The organism is Acidicapsa borealis (assembly GCF_059115245.1).
Genome location: NZ_JCACNY010000001.1, coordinates 4,104,763 through 4,123,322, shown reverse-complemented (window position 1 = coordinate 4,123,322; position 18,560 = coordinate 4,104,763). Strand labels below are relative to the sequence as shown.

General features: G+C 59.9%; 12 protein-coding genes and 1 riboswitch. Of the genes, 8 read left to right on the top strand and 4 right to left on the bottom strand.

The window, feature by feature from the left end:
• Nucleotides 1-199 precede the first annotated feature (199 nt).
• From AC5S27_RS16915 to AC5S27_RS16880, 8 genes are all read left to right on the top strand, one after another.
• Complete coding sequence (locus tag AC5S27_RS16915) at nucleotides 200-1,315, top strand: homocysteine S-methyltransferase family protein (RefSeq protein WP_493935742.1); 1,116 nt, start codon at nucleotides 200-202, stop codon at nucleotides 1,313-1,315.
• A complete protein-coding gene (metH, locus tag AC5S27_RS16910; RefSeq protein ID WP_493935741.1) occupies nucleotides 1,312-4,020 on the top strand; it encodes a methionine synthase in 2,709 nt (902 codons plus the stop codon). The genes AC5S27_RS16915 and metH overlap by 4 nt, the downstream gene beginning before the upstream one ends.
• A 716-nt stretch (nucleotides 4,021-4,736) precedes the next feature.
• Nucleotides 4,737-5,732 carry a hypothetical protein gene (locus AC5S27_RS16905; RefSeq protein WP_493935740.1) on the top strand — a complete coding sequence of 332 codons (996 nt, stop codon included), beginning with the start codon at nucleotides 4,737-4,739 and terminating at the stop codon, nucleotides 5,730-5,732.
• A gap of 152 nt (nucleotides 5,733-5,884) precedes the next feature.
• Nucleotides 5,885-7,021 carry a chitobiase/beta-hexosaminidase C-terminal domain-containing protein gene (locus tag AC5S27_RS16900; RefSeq protein WP_493935739.1) on the top strand — a complete coding sequence of 379 codons (1,137 nt, stop codon included), beginning with the start codon at nucleotides 5,885-5,887 and terminating at the stop codon, nucleotides 7,019-7,021.
• A 137-nt stretch (nucleotides 7,022-7,158) separates the two neighbouring features.
• Nucleotides 7,159-7,269: riboswitch (SAM riboswitch) on the top strand.
• Between the two features lie 126 nt (nucleotides 7,270-7,395).
• Nucleotides 7,396-8,658, top strand: a complete 1,263-nt coding sequence (gene thrC, locus AC5S27_RS16895; RefSeq protein ID WP_493935738.1) for a threonine synthase — start codon at nucleotides 7,396-7,398, stop codon at nucleotides 8,656-8,658.
• Entirely contained in the window at nucleotides 8,648-8,923 is a 276-nt protein-coding gene (locus AC5S27_RS16890; RefSeq protein ID WP_493935737.1) for a MoaD/ThiS family protein, read from the top strand. The genes thrC and AC5S27_RS16890 overlap by 11 nt, the downstream gene beginning before the upstream one ends.
• Nucleotides 8,924-9,091: 168 nt before the next feature.
• Entirely contained in the window at nucleotides 9,092-10,006 is a 915-nt protein-coding gene (locus tag AC5S27_RS16885) for a GNAT family N-acetyltransferase (protein WP_493935736.1), read from the top strand.
• Nucleotides 10,003-10,749, top strand: a complete 747-nt coding sequence (locus tag AC5S27_RS16880) for a lysophospholipid acyltransferase family protein (RefSeq protein WP_493935735.1) — start codon at nucleotides 10,003-10,005, stop codon at nucleotides 10,747-10,749. Before AC5S27_RS16885 ends, AC5S27_RS16880 begins: the two co-directional genes overlap by 4 nt.
• 185 nt (nucleotides 10,750-10,934) lie before the next feature.
• Here the strand turns inward: AC5S27_RS16880 and AC5S27_RS16875 are convergent, their stop codons facing one another.
• The 4 genes from AC5S27_RS16875 to AC5S27_RS16860 form a co-directional block, all read right to left on the bottom strand.
• Entirely contained in the window at nucleotides 10,935-11,999 is a 1,065-nt protein-coding gene (locus AC5S27_RS16875; RefSeq protein ID WP_493935734.1) for a LacI family DNA-binding transcriptional regulator, read from the bottom strand.
• Between the two features lie 121 nt (nucleotides 12,000-12,120).
• On the bottom strand, nucleotides 12,121-14,838 hold the full coding sequence (locus AC5S27_RS16870; protein ID WP_493935733.1) for a glycoside hydrolase family 3 C-terminal domain-containing protein: 2,718 nt from the start codon (nucleotides 14,836-14,838) through the stop codon (nucleotides 12,121-12,123).
• A gap of 152 nt (nucleotides 14,839-14,990) precedes the next feature.
• Entirely contained in the window at nucleotides 14,991-16,886 is a 1,896-nt protein-coding gene (locus AC5S27_RS16865; RefSeq protein ID WP_493935732.1) for a tetratricopeptide repeat protein, read from the bottom strand.
• 463 nt (nucleotides 16,887-17,349) lie between these two features.
• Entirely contained in the window at nucleotides 17,350-18,498 is a 1,149-nt protein-coding gene (locus AC5S27_RS16860) for a DUF481 domain-containing protein (protein ID WP_493935731.1), read from the bottom strand.
• Nucleotides 18,499-18,560: the final 62 nt, after the last annotated feature.

Genomic DNA, 18,560 nt, shown 5'->3' with positions numbered 1-18,560 from the left:
AGAGCTCCGGGGTTCCCCAACCCCAAAGTCCGCTAACCGGCATGTATCTGGGACCGATGGGTCAACAGCGCTCTTCATTGCGCGCCGTCGATTCGATTCCTGGTTTCAACATCGTTCGCCATATATCCTAGGAAGTTAACCGTCTGCGTTCCCGGCGGTCACGGATAGTTCTGGCGTCGAAGAAAGCGGCCGGCAGCAAATGAAATCAGTCCATCGCCATCCACTCGAAAAGATCCTAGACCAGCGCATCGCCATCATCGATGGCGCCATGGGCACGACCATCCGTACCTACGGCATGAAAGAAGTGGACATTCGCGGCGAGCGTTTCAAGGACTCGACCAAAGATCTGCTGAACAACGGCGACCTGTTCTCACTCACCCAGCCGAAGATGATCTGCGACATCCACCGGCGCTTCTTGGAGGCGGGCGCGGACATCATCGAAACCAACACCTTCGGCGCCACCAGCATCACCCAGAGCGAATTCTTCGTCGAAGACCCCCGCGAACACGGCGGCCGGAAGGATCCGGACTTCTACCAGAAAGTGATCGAAGATCAGTTCCTCAATGACCTCGCCTGGGAGATCAACGAGCAGTCCGCTCGCCAGTGCCGCGAATGGGCCGACCGCGTCTCCAATGAAACCGGCCGCCAGCGCTTCGTCGCCGGTGCAATCGGCCCACTTACCGTCTCGCTGTCGAATTCCCCTGACGCCGACGACGCCGGTTTTCGCGTTGTCACCTTTGATCAGGTCAAGGCAGCCTACGCACACGAAGTTCGTGCCCTCATAGCTGGAGGCTCTGACCTGCTGCTCGTCGAGACCATTTTCGATTCGCTCAACGCCAAAGCGGCGCTCGTCGCTATCCGCGAAGTCTTCGACCAGGACGGTTATGCGGCATCAGGCAAGGAACTCCCGGTCATGATTTCGGCCGCCGTTGGACGCGGTGGAGAAACCCTCATTTCCGCCCAGACCACGGAAGCCTTCTGGAACGCAGTCCAGCACGTAAAGCCGCTATCGGTCGGCCTCAATTGTTCGCTCGGACCCGACCTGATGTATCCATTCCTTGAAGAGCTGTCGGAGAAAGCAGATACGGCGATCTCCTGCTATCCCAACGCCGGCCTGCCGAATCCCCTTTCTGAGACAGGCTTCGACCTCGGGCCGCCGGATATGGCTCGCTTCCTCGGTAACTTCGCCGACCACGGCCTCATCAACATCGCAGGCGGCTGCTGTGGCAACACGCCGGAGCACATCGCAGCGATCGCTAAAGCACTCGAAGGCAAGGCTCCGCGCAGGCTGGACCGGCAAGAGGTCGCGGCGTGACCGAAGCTCAGCAATTCAAGCCACTACGCCTCTCCGGGTCCCAGCCCTTCACCCAGCAGGCCGGTGTCTACATCATGATCGGCGAGCGGACCAACGTTGCCGGGTCGCCTAAGTTCGCCCGCCTGGTCAAAGAAGGCAAGTACGAAGAAGCCGTCAGCGTAGCCCGCCAGCAGGTAGAAAATGGCGCCAACGTCCTCGACATCTGTATGGACGAGGGCATGATCGACGGCGTAGCCGCCATGTCCCGCTATCTGCAGTTGCTGGCCAGCGAGCCCGAAGTCGCCAGAGTTCCCTTCATGGTCGACTCCTCCAAGTGGGAAGTGATCGAAGCCGGCCTCAAGTGCCTGCAAGGCAAGGGCATCGTCAACTCCATCTCACTCAAGGAAGGTGAAGACAAGTTCCGCCAGAACGCCGCCACGGTTCTCAAATACGGCGCAGCCGTCGTCGTCATGGCTTTCGACGAACAGGGCCAGGCAGCTACCTACGAGGAAAAGATCCGTATATGCGAACGCGCCTACCGGATTCTGGTAGACGAAGTCGGCTTCCCGCCGCAGGACATCATCTTCGATCCCAACATCCTCACGGTCGCAACAGGCATGGAGGAACACAACAACTACGCGGTCGACTTCATCCGTGCCACGCGATGGATCAAGGAGAACCTGCCACACGCCAAGGTATCCGGCGGCGTGTCGAATATCTCGTTCAGCTTCCGCGGTAACAACAAGGTCCGCGAAGCCATGCACTCGGCCTTCCTCTACCACGCCATCGCCGCCGGCATGGACATGGGCATCGTCAACGCCGGCATGCTCGAAGTCTACGAGGAGATCGAGCCGGAGCTCAAAGTCCTCGTCGAGGACGTTCTGCTCAATCGCCGCCCAGATGCCACCGAGCGGCTCGTCGAGCTAGGCGAATCTCTCAAAGGGGCCGGGACGGCGGTCAGCGAAAAGAAGGCGGAAGAGTGGCGCAATGGCACCGTCGAAGAACGCCTATCCCACGCGTTGGTTAAAGGGATCGATACTTACATCGAGATCGACGCCGAGGAAGCTCGCGTCAAACTCGGTCGTCCTCTGTTGGTCATCGAAGGCCCCCTGATGGATGGTATGAGTGTCGTCGGCGACCTCTTTGGAGCAGGCAAGATGTTCCTGCCGCAGGTGGTCAAGTCTGCCCGTGTCATGAAGAAGGCGGTCGCGCACCTGACCCCGTTCATGGAAGCCGAAAAGGCTGCCATGGTCGCGTCCGGCCAGGTCGTCAAAGCCCAGGGAAAGATCGTTCTTGCCACGGTCAAGGGCGACGTCCACGATATCGGCAAGAACATCGTCGGAGTCGTTCTCGCCTGCAACAACTACGAGGTCATCGATCTCGGCGTGATGGTTTCGAGCGAAAAAATCCTCGAACGCGCCCGGAGCGAAAAAGCCGACCTCATCGGCCTCAGCGGCCTCATCACTCCTTCACTCGACGAAATGGTGCACGTAGCGAAAGAGATGGAGCGCCAGGGATTCAAGCTTCCCTTGCTGATAGGCGGAGCCACCACCAGCCGTGCACACACAGCCATCAAGATCGCTCCCCACTACAGCGAACCCGTCGTCCACGTGCTTGACGCCAGCCGCGCCGTTCCGGTGACCACCAGCCTGCTCAGCGACGACGGCAAAGCCGAATTCGTAGCGCAGCATCGCGCCGACTATGAAGCTCTCCGCAAAGCTCACGCCACTCCAAAAGCAAAGCTGCTCCCTCTGGATGCAGCCCGCCAACGTCGCACTCCCATCGAGTGGCGCCCCGAAGATCTGCCTACCCCGGAGTTCACCGGCATCCGCATCCTCGACAACTTCCCGCTAGCAACCTTGCGGGAGTTCATCGACTGGACGCCATTTTTCCACACCTGGGGCCTGAAAGGTGTCTATCCCCGCATCCTCGAAAATCCTGAGAGTGGGGAACAGGCCCGCCAGATTTTTGCCGAGGGCAAAGCACTTCTCGACCGCATCGTTTCCGAAAACCTCGTCACTGCCCACGGTGTCTACGGACTTTTCCCGGCGAGCGCCATCGGCGACGACGTCGAACTCTACACCGACGAATCCCGCAGTGAGGTGCTCGATAGATTCCACTTCCTGCGACAACAGGCTAACCGGGAAGGCAGCGAACCATGCCGTTCGCTCTCAGACTTCATCGCCCCCAAAGAAACGGGCCTGCCCGACCACATCGGCGCCTTCGCTGTGACCACCGGTATTGGCCTTAAAGCACTCTGCGACCGCTTCCGCGCAGACAATGACGACTACAACGCCATCATGGCCGAGGCACTCGCTGACCGGCTCGCCGAAGCCTTCGCCGAATGTCTCCATAAGCGCGTCCGCGATGAGTGGGGCTACGGCCGCGATGAAGGCCTGACCACCGAGCAGATCATCCGCGAAGAATATCGCGGCATCCGCCCCGCGCCTGGCTATCCAGCCTGTCCGGACCATACCGAGAAGGGAACGCTCTGGCGTCTGCTTGACGTGGAGCGTAACACTGGCATGCAGATCACCGAGTCCTTTGCCATGTGGCCGGGTTCCAGCGTGAGTGGGATCTATTTCGCTCATCCCGAAGCGCGCTACTTCAGCCTGGGAAAGATTGACCGTGATCAGGTCGAAGACTACCGCAAGCGCAAGGGGATGAGCGTAGCCGAGGTTGAGCGATGGCTGGGACCGAATCTGAATTACGATCCCGCCGGCTGATTCTGCCCGGATCGATACCCACAGACTGGGCGCCGGACTAGAAAAGCCCTGGAAACGTCCCCTCTCAGTCGAACGTGAACCGGAGAATCGGCATCCAAATACAGGATGAGGAACATCGCCGCGTAACCCCTCCCTGATACCCCACCAACCTTCCAGTTCTGGTCACGATTTCATTTTTCAAGCCACTTTTATGCTGTAGCCCGTGGAAAGCAAACAGCGGTTCAACTTGATTTTTGTTACCTCTGAAGCTGGTCTTTTTTGGGGCTTCCAGAATACTTGCTGCGGGAACAGTGGATTGCTGTATCGCTGAATGTCTCAAATTTCGGAGGAAAAAGCGGGAATGCTGCCGAATTCACAGTGGCGCAAACAAGTTCGACTTGGGGTGCCGCCGAGGTGAATTCTGTGGGAGTAACGCATCTTTTTCGTCGGAAGTACTGCAGTTCGAGGTACTCTTTCTGTTAACACGCCAGTCTGGATTACGAAGGCAGCGAAAAAGTCTTTAGATTGTTGGAACCAGAGGAGCCAGCAGGCGTCCGATCTATGAGTGGACCGTTTTCTGGAGCCGAAGCAGAGTACGAACGCAATCCTGGTGCACGCACCCGTCGGCGCAAATCTTCGTGGCCGGAGGCCTCGAAGCCAGGGAGGTTTTGTGTTCGAAGGGAGAAAAGATGAGCTCGATGATGGCCAGGGCATCAATCAGCCGGACAGGAGTCCGTATGCCGGTCAATCGATCCTTTGAGCGGGAATTGGCATTGCTGGAGGCGATGAGCGGCCGTGTTCCGGACGCCGCTGGCGTCGACCGGGTGCGCAGGGCGCTCGGCAATGAGAACAACTATCTCGTGGCGAAGGCTGCAAGGATCGTTTCCGACTACGAATTGGCGGAGCTGATGCCGGAAGTTTTGTCTGCGTACGCCCGTTTCTTCATCGATGCAGTCAAGACCGACCCTCAGTGCTGGGCGAAGAACGCCCTCGTGAAGGCACTCGTAAAGCTGGAGTGTCGCGATTCGCGGGTGTTCCTGCAGGGATTGCGTCATCGCCAGGAGGAGCCGGTCTGGGGTGGGCACTCGGATACGGCAGGCGCACTGCGCGGAACCTGCACGCATGCGCTGGTGGCCTGTGAAGGCCTGAGCGAGGTCCAGTTACTGGATATTCTGCTGGAACCGCTGGTCGACCTGGACAAGACCGTGCGCATGGAAGCTGCGCGGGCAATTGGGCAGGTTGGCGGTACCAGCGCCGCTCTCCTGCTGAAACTGCGCCTGCTCTTGCGCAAGGAAGATCCCGAAGTCCTCGGAGCATGTGCTTCTGCGCTCTTAGGCATGGACAAAGCGGACAAGGCTGCGACCATCGCTCTCGTCGCGGATTTCCTGGACGACGGTGAAGAGGCCGCCGCGGAAGCTGCCTTCGCGCTGGCCGAAACGCATGAGCCCATTGCCCTTACGGCACTGATGGAACGCAGGCGGAAAGGCGCCGATACCTGGTTCGGCTCTGTCTTGGATAACGCGATTGCCTTGACCCGGCTCGCGGAGGGTATGGATTTCCTGCTCGAAGTGATTGCAAACGACCCGCGCGGGGCTCCCTCGGCGCTGGAGTCCATCAGCCGCGTCTATCATTCGGAAGAAGTGCGCGGCCGGGTGCAGGCTGCAGTCGAACGTTCCAGCAGCGAACGCGTGGTAGCGGCGTTCCGCCAGTACTTCCCAAATCCAAGGGCCTAGCCACTCTTAGCCCCGTTGATCTTGCTGCCCGCAGGCAAGCGTAAGTTGCTGCATCGCCTGTTCTTGGCCGCATTGACCGTTCCAGTGTGCCGATGCTACAAGGGTCACGCTGCGCCTTTGGCATTTCCATGGCGCGAACTGAGGCTTGCGCAATGCAGACTGGAGTAACGGTGGTAGGTTCTTCGATTCTTTGGATGGTTCTGACACTTGCAGCGTGCGGTTGCGGCGGCGCCAGCAGTTCGTCAGCCGCTCCCCCGCCCACTCAGGTCGCAGCACCCACAATCACAACCAGGGCCGCCCAGAATGGTGCGGTCATCGTGACCCTCACGAGTTCGACATCAGGCGCGAAGATCCACTATACGGTTGATGGAAGCATGCCCACAGCAACGTCACCGCTCTCTCAAGCTCCCTTCCTCGTTGCCGCGAATGAGACGCTGAAGGCTTACGCAACCGTATCAGGCGACAAAGACAGCAATGTGACCAGCCAGACCTTTGCTCCAAATATTCCCTCGGGAACGCTGGTCTGGAGTGACGAGTTCAGCAACGCTACGGGCAGCAACCAGCAGCCTGACCCCTCTGTCTGGGGCTACGACACAGGTGCCAGTGGCTACGGCAACAATGAGCTCGAAGACTATTGCGCGTGGGGCTCGACCGCCTCTCCGTGCGATCCGGCGAATCCAAATGCGTACGTAGGCACCGACAATATGCTGCACATCGTGGCACGCAAGACCGGCAGCGCCTACACCTCGGCACGCATGAAGTCGCAGGGACTTTTCAGTCTGCAATACGGCCGCCTCGAAGCGAAGATCTGGGTGCCGGAGGGGCAAGGCTACTGGCCCGCTTTCTGGACACTCGGCAACAACATCGCCACGGTGGACTGGCCGGCCTGCGGTGAGCAGGACATCATGGAGCGCGTGAATGCAGCTCTCACACCCGACTGGAACGAAGGCTCTGTCCACGGGACTGGCTTCACCGGCAATGTAGGTCTGGGGACGAAATACAGCTTTCCTGCCGGGCAGACAGCCGCAGGCTGGCACACCTACGGCATGATCTGGAGCAAGAACTCGGTTGCATATTACGTCGATGATCCAACCAAGCCGTATGTGACGTATACCAATCCCTCCAGTCTGAATGGCCTGGCGGGCGCTGTCTGGCCTTTCGACGGCGGAGATAGCGCGTTCCTGATTCTCAATCTCGCCATAGGCGGCGACTGGCCCGGTGCTCCGGATGCGACGACCGTCTTTCCTGCGTCGCTGATGGTTGATTACGTGCGAATCTACACGAACTAGTGCCCACGATCCGGATCGAGTTAGCGACCGTTAGGTCCCCGATAAGCTCCGTTCGCTGCAGGTAACGTTGCGTCGCGCAAGTCATTGTGATATCACAGATACATATTCTGGTTCGTCCCTGACGGGGTCGGGCCTGGATTTCATGAAGAGTGGTTGAGGGACGAGCCCTGCGACGCCACGACAACCGGCCGGAGCAATTCTGGATCACGGTGTCAACTCTCGCCCGGTACTGCCGGGGGACATGAGATTCGGAAAATGCTCTGGTTTTTTACCTCAGCCTTTTCGCATTTGGATTCCTCTCAGGTTTGCTCCCTTTGGAGCCGGTGTCGCAGATTCACACCCAGCTACTCGCAACCGCTGTACGCGAGGGAACTGTGACGACTTCATATGAACTGCGATGTAGAGAGTGCGGCAAGGGCTACGGAAATCAGCCGCTCTCCATTTGCGACGAGTGCTTCTGTCCACTGGAAGTGGACTTCGATCTGGATTATGCAAAGGCCCGCTTCACCCGCGAAGCTATTTCCTCAGGCCCACTCAATATGTGGCGCTACCGGGCGCTGTTGCCCGTCTCCGACTCTTACGTTCCTACGACGCCTGCCGGCTTAACGCCGCTGCTTGAGGCTCCACGTCTCGGCAAGCGCATCGGTGCGAACAATCTCTATCTCAAGAACGATGCAGTCTGCCTGCCCACGCTGAGCTTCAAGGACCGCGTGGTCGCGGTCGCGCTGGCCAATGCACAGGCCTTTGGATTCGACACCGTCGGCTGCTCCTCGACCGGCAACCTGGCCAACGCCGTTGCCGCTGGAGCCGCCCGTCTCGGCCTGAAGACTTACATTCTCGTACCCGCTGATCTCGAGCCTGCCAAGATCCTCAACACCCAGGTCTACGGCGCAACGCTGATCCGCATCGACGGTAACTACGACCACTGCAATCGCCTCTGCTCGCAGATCGCCGAGAAGTACAACTGGGGCTTCGTGAACGTGAATCTGCGCCCCTACTACGCAGAAGGTTCGAAGACTGTTGGCTACGAAATCGCCGAGCAGCTTGGCTGGCGCTTGCCCGATAACGTCGTTGTTCCCATGGCTGGCGGTTCGCTGATCACCAAGATCAAGAAGGCCTTCCGCGAACTCGTTGCCCTAGGCCTCGTTGAAGACAAGCAGGTGAAATTCTTCGGTGCGCAGGCCACCGGCTGCTCGCCCATCTCCACCGCCGTCAAGGGCGGAGCCGACCAGATCGAGCCGCAGCGCCCGAACACCATTGCTCGATCGCTCGCCATCGGAAACCCAGCGGACGGTTCCTATGCCATCCGCGCCATTCGCGACTCTGGCGGTTGGGCTGAGGATGTTTCGGATGTCGAGATCGTTGCAGCCATTCAAGAGCTTGCCGAAACCGAAGGTGTCTTTACGGAGACGGCTGGCGGCGTGACCACGGCAGTGACTGCGCGCCTCTACGCACATGGCCGCATCAAGCCCGATGAGCTGACCGTAAGCTGCATCACCGGCAATGGCCTGAAGACGACCGATGTGCTTCAGGGTGCGTATGAGCAGGCTGCACCGGTTCGTCCGCGCATGTCGGACTTCTCCGCGTATCTCGAAGAGCGTCAGGCAATCGCAGAGGGAGTCGCCTATGCCGGTTAAGGTTCTACTGCCCAATGCGTTCCAGAAGCACACCAACAACGTCCGCGAGATCGAGACCCGCGCCGCCAATCTGCCGGAGTTAGTCACGGACCTCGAAGGCCGTTTCCCCGCGCTGCGCCAGCATCTCCGCGGCGAAGATGGACAAGTCCGCAAGTTCATCAACTTCTACGTGAACGAGGAAGACATCCGCTTCCTCGGCAACGAGAAGTACGCCTTCCAGGATGGCGATGAAGTGCTGGTGATTCCGTCGATCGCTGGCGGTTGATGGTAGCCTGAATCAGATGCTAAACGGCCGGATTCTCAGCGAATCCGGCCTCTTTGCGTAAGACGCATTCACAGATTTGTCGTCAGGAATTAGCGTTCCGTTCGCAGAGGGTTCACGGTTCTGTAGCACAGATTGGGCAATACTGTCCTCGTGAATACTCGGATAGGGTTGAAGGTTCCTGCCAGACTTGCAGTGGCTCCATCGCCGCTGTGGGACGTTTCGCTTTCCGGCTCACCGTTTGAAGTTCATACGGGTTCCTATGCTGGCGGCGGAGTTGCTGTTGAACCTGCGTTCCCCATTCCGGCCCTCCTTCCGGAACGCAAGCCTGCCAAGCGCATCCACGCTGAGGTTGGTCATTATTGTGTGCGTCTGGCTGAGTCTGTTGCCGACCGTGACGCTGTCTGCAGGCTTCGCTTCAAGGTCTTCAACATCGAGTTGGGCAAAGGTCTGGATGCGTCGTATGAGACTGGTCTCGACACCGACCACTTCGATCTGTTCTGCGAACATCTGCTTGTCGAAGACAAGAACGACGGTCGCGTCGTTGGCACGTATCGGATGCAGTCCGGCGAGACGGCTGCTACGAATCTCGGCTACTACTCCGAGCAGGAATTTGATCTGTCTCCGTATGAATCTCTTCGCAGCGAAGTGCTGGAGCTTGGCCGCGCCGCCATCGACAGTGACCATCGCACGCCTGAGGTGCTGACCCTGCTCTGGCGAGGGATCGCACAGTATGCTACCGATATGCAGTTGCGCTACTTGATCGGATGCTCGTCGTTGAACTCGGTGGACCCGCGCGAGGGCTGGCAGATGTACGGCCAGCTTGGGAACTATCGCGTGGCGGAAGAATTGACCACCGCTCCGACAGCCGATTATGTATGCCCACAACCTGCGCCTGAGAATTCTGAAGCAGAGCCGGCAAAGGTGCCGAAGCTGCTGAAGACGTATCTGGCGATTGGGGCGCGCATCTGCAGTGCGCCGGCCTGGGATCGGGAGTTTGGCACTATCGACTTCCTCACGCTCTTGGATCTGCGCACCATCTCGTCGTCTGCGCGGAACCGGTTCCTGGCGCCGCTGACGCAGTGAGTCCCAAGGCCGCCTGGCGCGGCGTTCTCCTTGTCACTGCTCTCTCGATCTGCTTCCTTCGCTTTGGCTTGCTCTGGTTCGCCTCAGTCGTGCGCGGCAAGCGGGTCAGTCTCATGCAGCGCGCGGAGTGGATGCAGTTCTGCGGGCGCGTAGTGCTGGCTGCGATGGGCATTCGCGCGCGCATCGAAGGGCCGCTGCCTTCCGGATCAACGCTGATTGTCGCCAATCATCTCAGCTATCTCGACATCGTCATCGCCAGCGCTGCTATCCCGTGCGCCTTTGTAGCTAAGTCTGAAATCAGTTCCTGGCCTGCGTTCGGCACGCTGGCGCGGCTCGGCGGAACGATCTTCGTCAACCGCATCAGCCGGGTGAGTGCGTGGGAAGTGGCCGATCGCATGGGCGAGCGAATGGCGGCGGGCGTTCCTGTGCTGTTCTTTCCGGAAGGAACGAGTACCGACGGCAGCGAGGTCTGGCGGTTTCATTCGACGCTGTTTGCGCCGGCTGTTGAGCGGGGGCTGGCTGTTGTCCCGGCGGCGATTTTTTATGAGCCAGCTTCAGCGGAGTTGCAGGAGCGGGACCTTTGCTGGTTTGGGGAGGATCTTTTTTTCCCGCATTTACTGCGGGTCTTGGGCGTGACTGGATTTACGGCTGTGATGCGGTTTGCTGTGCCTGAAGTCTTTCCGGACCGGCAGAGTGCTGCGTGGAGAAGCCATGATGCTGTGGTGCGGCTTCGTGAGCAGTGATTCCTAGCTCAAAGGCGAAGAAAAGGTGTATGGGAGGGATATTTATTTTTCTGCCTTGCCACTCGGTCGAAAGCAACAGCAGATTCCCTTCGGGAATGACAACAAGAAAAGTAAAAAACTGCGCTGATTTATTGTTCGCTTTTTGGAATACGTAATACGCGACTCTCGGGCAAATAATTTTGCGATTACGTTGCGGCTGGTGGAGGGGCGGTCGAGCCTCGGACTACCAGGGTGGTGGAGACGAGGAATTCCCGCTGGATGACGGCGGTGGAGTTCGAGGCGGCGTGCTCGGCCTGGATGAGAAGAGCATCGAAGGCGGCTTTGGCCAGTTCCACGCGGGAGAGGCGAATGGTGGTGAGCGGCGGCAGGGTGAACTCGGCGAAGTCGATGTCGTCGAGGCCAATGACGGACAGGTCCTGCGGCACGCGCATTCCGGCCATGTAGGCGGCGCGGAGAACGCCGATAGCGGTCATGTCGTTGGAGCAGATGAGTGCAGTTGGCGGCGCCTTGAGGGCCATGATTCGCTCGAATCCGGTGACGCCACCCTTGAGAGTGTGATCGGACTCAATGATCCAGTTTTTCTGGACTTTGAGGTTGGCGTCCTGCATGGATTGCTGGAAATTGGCGAGACGCGTGTTAGCGGAGTGCAATGTATGCGGGCCGGCGAGGAAGCCGATGCGTGTGTGACCAAGTTCAGCCAGATGCTGCACTGCGGCGTGGATGCCGGCGCTGTAGTCGAGCAGGATGGTGCTGACCTTGGGGTCGTCCAGGTGAAACTCGGCGAGGACGATGGGCATGTTGTGGATGGCGAGCTGGTCGAGGACCGACTCTTCGCTGCCGAAGGTGAGGACGGCTACACCTTCCACCTTGCGCTCGAGCATGCGGCGGACGCAACTGGTGAGCTGGCTGGCGGAGTTGATGTTGGTGGAGCTGACCAGGATCTCGTAGCCGTGAGCGACGGCGATCTCTTCGAAACTGGAGATGAGTTCAGGAAAGAACGGATTGGTAATGTTTTCAACAATGATGCCAAGGATGCGGCTGCGGCCTGAAACCAGGCTCCTGGCATGGGTGTTGGGGAAGTAGTTGAGCTGCTCAATGGCCTGCCAGACGCGTTGCGACAGCTTCTGGCTGACGGCGGGCGACTGGTTGATGGTGCGCGAGACGGTCGCAATCGATACCTTGGCGAGGGCGGCCACGGTGCGGATGTCAGGTTTGCTGGGAACGGTGGTGCGGCTACCTTTGCGGCTCACTGGATCATGGTACTTTCTTTTTTTTGTTATGACAAAGCATTGGTAACTGGAATGTTAGAGCCGATGGCACTGTAAGCCTCCGGAGCACACTGGATGCTCCGGAGGCGCTGGGGACTTGGGTTTATCGAGGCAACTGCTGACTGCCGGTGACGGTGAAAGTCGTCTCGGATTTTGCCTTTGCTTCTGCGGGTTGTGCTCCCGCGAGAGTTAGCGTGTACTTCCCAGGAAGGATACTGCGGTCGCCTTTGTCGTCGACGCTAGAGAGTGAGCGCGGCTCGAGGTGCAGGGTGACTTCGCGGGTCTCTCCGGCTTGCAGGTGTACGCGCTCGAAGCCGGCCAGCGAGTGAATCGGACCGCCGGTTTGCGGAGTCTTGAGGTACGCTTCCACGACTTCGTCACCTGCCAGCTTGCTGGTATTCGTGACGCTGATCGTTGCGGTGAGTGCTTCGCCTGCTTGCAGCTTGCTGGAGGAGAGGGTGACCGGGCTGTAGGTGAAGGTGGAGTAGCTCAGCCCGTAGCCGAAGCCGTACTCCGGCTTGCCGGTGTAGTAGCGGTAGGTGCGGCCTTTGAGGTTGTAGTCAGTAAAGGCGGGCAGGTCGTCTACACCGTTGTAAAAGGTAACGGGCAGTCGGCCGGCGGGGTTGTTGAGTCCAGCGAGAGTGCGGGCGATGGCGGTGCCGCCTTCGACGCCGGGATACCAGGCTTCGAGGACTGCTGCGGCGTGTTCCTGCGCCCAAGGCAGGGCGATGGCCGAGCCGCTCTGGATGACGACGACTACCGGTTTGCCTGTAGCGGCCACTGCTTCGAGCAGCTTGACCTGTGCGGCGGGGAGATTAATCTTGGTGCGGTCGCCGCCCGCAAAACCGTCGATTTTGACGTTCATTTCTTCGCCTTCGAGCTGGGCATCGAGGCCGACGAAGGCTACGACAACATCGGATTGCTTGGCTGCGGCTACGGCTTCGTCGAGCTGGGCCTGCGGCGGGGCGATCCATTTGAAGTAGAGACCGCCGCCCGCCTGGTCGCCGGAGTGGCTGTATTCGAGCTTGAACTCGTGCGGCGCAGTGTCGGGGAAGGCGTAGGTGACCGTGACCGGGTGGCCGCCATTCATGATGGGCGGGGCGGAGGGTGAGGCGCCGGGCGCGAACTTGAAGTTGCCCATGTCGGAGGAGGTGATGGCTTTGCGCAGGTCGGCTTCGGAGAGGACTTTGCCGTCGATGGTGAGGCGGAAGCTATCTTTCGGCGAGTAGGGGAAGGCGTCGGCTGGCTCGACGGAGAGGGTATACGAACCGGCAGCGGGCGCGGCGATGGTGCCACTCCAGCGTACGGAGTAGGCGTGGGTGTGCAGTTCGGGTACGGGCAGGGAATCGCCCCACTCGGACTGGATATTGCGGTCGGTGAGGGTGGCGATGGGGCGGCCGGTCCAGTCGGTAGTGGCGAAGAATTCTTCCTTGAGACCACCTGTAAAGGCTGTGCGAGGAACGATGATGCCGGTGCCTTCGGCGAGCGTGGAGCCCTGGGCGTAGTGGATCTGCGCGTTCGGGAACTGGGCGGTGATGCCGTCGACCGGTTCGACGGGGTGATAGGGCACGCCGTTGTAGTTGCCTTCAAGGCCATAGATGAGGTCGGCTTCCGGCCCTACCACTGCAATGCTGGTAGCTTTCTGAAGCGGCAGGGTGCCGTCATTTTTCAGCAGAACAATGGCTTCTTCGGCTGCTTTGAGGGCGGTGGCTCGGTTGGCGGCTGAGGCGTTGGCGCTGAAGGGGATGCTGTCGTAGGGATTGCTGCCCTGGGCGTCCATCAAGCCGAGCTGGAAGCGGGCGGTGTAGAGGCGTTCGGCGGATTGTGTGATGAGGTCTTCGGAGACGGCTTTCTGGCGGACGGCGTCGGCGAGGGTGTTGAAGCCGGGCGCCCAGATGCTGCAGGAGAGATCTGTACCGGCCTGGATGGAGATGACGGAAGCATGCAGGATGTCGGGGGCGTTGTGGTGGCCGTTGGTTACGTCCTGGATGGCGCCGCAGTCGGAGACGACGAAGCCCTGAAAGTTCCAGGCTTTGCGGAGGTGGTCGGTGAGCAGGTTCTTATTGGCGCAGGCAGCATCGTTGTCGATGGCGTTATAGGCGCACATCACGGAGGCTACGTGGCCGTCGACGACGGTGGCGCGGAAAGCGGGAAGGTAGGTTTCTTCCAGATCGCGCTTGCTGGGGTTGACGTTGAAGCCGTGACGTTGGGACTCCGGACCGCTGTGGACAGCGAAGTGCTTACTTGTGGCCATGGCTTTCGGGTGGTCCGGGTCATCGCCCTGGACGCCGGTGATGAAGGCTACGCCGAGCTTGCCGGTGAGGAAGGGGTCTTCGCCGTAGGTTTCCTGGCCTCGGCCCCAGCGTGGGTCGCGGAAGATATTGATGTTGGGGGACCAGAAGGTGAGGCCGTAGAAGATGCGGTGGTTGCCTTCCTGCTGGGCGCGGTTGTACTTGGCGCGGGCTTCGGTGGAGATGACGTCGCCCATGGCGTGGACAATCTTGGGGTCCCAGGTGGCAGCCATGCCGATGGCCTGCGGGAAGACAGTGGCGAATCCGGCGCGTGCGACGCCGTGAAGGGCTTCGTTCCATGTCTGGTAATCGGGAATGCCGAGGCGCGGGATGGCGGGGGCCCAGTCTTCGAGCTGGGAGGCTTTCTCGTCGAGGGTCATCTTGGAGACGAGGTCGTGGGCGCGGATCTGCGGGCTGAGCTGGGGGTTCTGGTAGTCGGGAAGCTGGGCTGTGGCGGACACCGGGGTGAGCAGGATCGCCGCGTACAGGACTGGCACAAGCGGGGCAAGGGCGTGCAGGCGGAACTTCATGGGTGGTTCTCCTTCGAATGCTGGGGCGCTCGACCGGTTTGGGGTCATAGGGCTGTGAAGCGTAACGGGAGAAATGTACAGGGCGGAGGGGTATTTTGGCTAGATATATCGCTTTACTAGGGAACAATTGCAGAATTGCGGGTGCAAATGTGTCAGGCGACGGAGGCGTCGTTGTCGAACATTTGCCCTGCCAAGTCGCCGAGACGCTGGAATTCTGGTTTGCCACGGAGCGGTTGAAGGCGCGGATCACCGAGCAGCTCGAAGAGCCAGGGGCAGTGCTGCTCTTCGGCTACAGAGAGGGCTTCGAGAGCAGCGTCGTGTTCACCCAGTTCGACGAGCAATGGAGCCTGGAAGGAGCGCATGACGAAACGCTCGCGAGCGAGCCACTGCTGGCGGTCGAGGATGGCGCGGGCTTCCGCGATCTGGCCCATGCGGGCGTGAGCATAAGCGAGGGTGGCGAAGCCGGAGTCGAGTGTCGGGGCTAATTGGGTGAGGCGGGAGGCCAGGGCTACAGCTTGTTCTGCGAGGTCTCCACCCTCGGTCTTATGTTTGCTATTGGCTGTCTCGCGGCCGGAAGATGCGGCGAACACGATAGATGAAAAGAAAAGCGCGCCGGGATCGTTAGGGAAGAGCGCGACCGTACGTTTGGCCTGTTCGAGCGCGGCGTCGGCTTCTTCCGCGAGATGGAGAGCCCAGGTTAGGCGCCAGTGCAGTGCTGGCGCGTAGGGATCTGTTTCGAGTGCGGATCGGAGGATACGCACAGCCTCGCCGAGCCGGCCCTGGCCGAGTGCGAAGCGGACTTGATAAACGGTGTTCCAGAGGCTGTGCGCAGGGCGTTGGGGGCGGGCGAAGGATGCGGCGGCTGCGTCCATGTCCCGGTCGTGGAAGAAGTGTATCCATCCAAGGGCGGGATGCACTGACGGCTCGTTGGGCGCGATGGCCAGTAGTGTCTCTGCTTCCTTGCGGGCCAGGTCCGCGGCCTTCTCCGCGCGCATGTAGCCGAAGGAGGAGAGTGCGAGGTAACTGTGCAGCAACTCCACACGGGCCGGGATCAGTCCGGGATCGAGTTCGAGCGCCCGGTGGAAGGCCTGGATTGCATCCTGCATACGGACTCGCTCGAAGGTGGCCCAGTTTGACCGCGCCTGCATATGAATGGAATAGGCCTGACTACGGTTCGTGTCGCGGGCGGCGATGACGGCGGGTGCATCGAGAAGCGCTGTGTCATTTGCGGGAACGCGCGCGATGGGACTGGTGAAGGTTTCGTGGATGCGGGCAGTGATGCGCTTGGCGATGCGCGCGTCAGCGTGGGATAGCAGGCTGCGGGGGATGAGGAAGTCCTCGGCCCATAACTGCACAGCCTCGGGAACTCGGATCAGTTCGATACGGAAGCGGAAGTGGGTGGGGAGGGCTGAAACGGTTCCGGTGAGGGCGACATCCGCATGCAGTGCAGAGCCGACTTCCTGAGCGGTGCGCCCCTGGGATACGAGGGTGAATACAGAGTCGCGAGCCACGATGTTGGCGACGGGAGTACGGGTACGGCCAAGGCGCAACATGGTTTCTTCAGCGATTCCGGGGCCAAGGTATGCGGGTACGCCGGGGCCGGTCGCCAGTGGCAGGATCACCAGCCTAGGCAGCGTGCGCGTTTTGCCGGTGGACTTGCTGGGATGCTGGCCGGACGTGTCTTCTTCGGAAGACGGATGGTGATCCAGCTGGACCCTCTTCACGGGAAATTCGAAGCGGTAGCCCTGCTTGTAGATGGTGAGGATGCAGCCTTCTGGCTCAAGGCGGGTGCGCAGGGACGAGATGCAGCGGGGGAGGCTCTCAGGGGAGACGTGAACATTGCCCCATGCCGCGCGGCGAAGCTCTGCAACAGGCACGATCTGGCCGGCCTTGGCGAGCAAAGCGCGCAGCACATCCAGTTCCTTGAGTGGCAGAGGAATCACGGTCGAACCGCGAACGAGCGTGCCATCCGGGCGAAGGCTGAACGGGCCGAAGTTGTACTGCCACCTGTCGGACTGAATAGGCAGGTCCGGCGCGGAAACGACCATGCGGCGATCCCCATTAACGTACGTTGTTCAACGAACGCGCGATTTTTACCTTCGGATTTGCTTTGAACGAAAAAATACGGAAAACTTACGAATTTCTTTTCAGAAGGTGACCTCACAGCGGGGAACCGGTAGCCATCCTTGAAGTGCACGCAGTGAAACAGGATATGGTGCTCAGTTAAGACATTCGAATCGTTGGAGATAAAGATACTTTAAGAAGTTTGTCCACGCGAGGGTTAGTTTGGAGGCTGAACTTAATTGTGGGCCGAAAGGGCGAGATTCGTTCACAAAACACCAAAGTCGTTTCATCCCAAGCAAAAAAGGCCGGATTTTGTCCGCGGCTGTCTGTAGTTCAAAAAGGAAAATCTGGCTGAATTGCGTTACGTGGTGACAGAAGAATGTGTAACAAATGAACGGCGCGGGCGGACCAGAGCCCACTCGCGCCGTGGTGTGTATTCTGCGACTGCTATTTGCGGGTGAAGGTGAAGCCCAGGCCGGTGGTCAGGATCAGGTCGTTGCCCTTGGCGCCGGAGGGCGGATTGGTGACATAGACATCGCTAAGGTTCGTCTGCCAGCTAAGCCAGCTGCTGATCTTGGTGCTCAGTCCGGAGTTGAGGGTGAAGCGGAACTGGCTGGTATCGGCCAGGTCGGGGAAGATGTAGGCCTGTTCGGTGAAGCTGCTGGTCTTGCCCAGTTTACGGCTGTACTGCTCACCGAAATCGAGTGCGGCGAAGCTATTGGTGTAGGAGGCTGTGCCATCCGGCGGAGACTGGACGGGGGTCTGCGCGCCGTAGTTTTCATGGGTCCACACGACGCCGCCGAGGACGTCGAACTGCTGTCTCGGCTTGGCGATGGCGTGCCAGCCGAAGCCGCCGCCGAGCACGTTGCGTAGGTCAAGGTGCTGAAGCTGGTCGGTGGCGAAGTCCACGGTTCCAAATGCGAAAAGTTTGGGGTTGACGTTGTGGTCGTAGCGTATCCCGGCATTGGTCGTATCCGCGGTGGTGGTGCCCGTCACGCCATCGTTGGTGTAAAGAGTGTTGAGGTAGAGCGAGGTTTTGTCAGTGCGGGTGGGGCGGGACATGGTGAGGCCGGTTCCGAACGATGTTGTATCGCTGTTGCCGCGGGCGATGGCGAAGCTAATATTGGCGGCTCCGGCCCATCCGTGAAGGAAGTTGGGGTGCAGGGAGGCTTCATAGGCAGTCTCAGCGGCCACAGAGCGAAGGGCTTTGAGAGCGGGCGCTGGGACTGGCTCGGGACCTTTCGCGACAGTGGTGACTACAAAGCCTGAGGAGGTGCGCTCGATCGAGGTGACCTCCTGTTTCTCGACCATGATCTTCTTGCCCATCTTGGTTTCAACGGGATAGACGAGAGGTTTGTCGAGCTTGACGCTGGTCACTTCATCGAAATTGATGACCACGTTGCCGGCATAGCTTGTGCTCACGGTGAGTTTGCCGCCGTCCAGCTGGGTGACGGTGCCGGTCAAGTGATCGCCGTTCTTAAGGGTGATGGAGTCTGCCCAGCTTGCGGTTGGCAGGATCAAGAGCGCAGCCAGCAAGCCTCTGCAGGTCAGACGGAGCCGTGAGTGCGAGGAGGTTGGAAGAACAGAAAAACGCATGGGGGAATCCTTTCGAGGCGGGGTGCGGTATCGCGACCGGCCGGTATTGCGGGGATCGGGAC

Coding starts and splice junctions, on each gene's coding strand:
- AC5S27_RS16915 (WP_493935742.1), top strand. CDS start 200: ATGAAATCAGTCCATCGCCATCCACTCGAAAAGATCCTAGACCAGCGC.
- AC5S27_RS16890 (WP_493935737.1), top strand. CDS start 8,648: ATGCCGGTTAAGGTTCTACTGCCCAATGCGTTCCAGAAGCACACCAAC.
- AC5S27_RS16905 (WP_493935740.1), top strand. CDS start 4,737: ATGCCGGTCAATCGATCCTTTGAGCGGGAATTGGCATTGCTGGAGGCG.
- AC5S27_RS16870 (WP_493935733.1), bottom strand. CDS start 14,838: ATGAAGTTCCGCCTGCACGCCCTTGCCCCGCTTGTGCCAGTCCTGTAC.
- AC5S27_RS16865 (WP_493935732.1), bottom strand. CDS start 16,886: ATGGTCGTTTCCGCGCCGGACCTGCCTATTCAGTCCGACAGGTGGCAG.
- AC5S27_RS16860 (WP_493935731.1), bottom strand. CDS start 18,498: ATGCGTTTTTCTGTTCTTCCAACCTCCTCGCACTCACGGCTCCGTCTG.
- AC5S27_RS16900 (WP_493935739.1), top strand. CDS start 5,885: ATGCAGACTGGAGTAACGGTGGTAGGTTCTTCGATTCTTTGGATGGTT.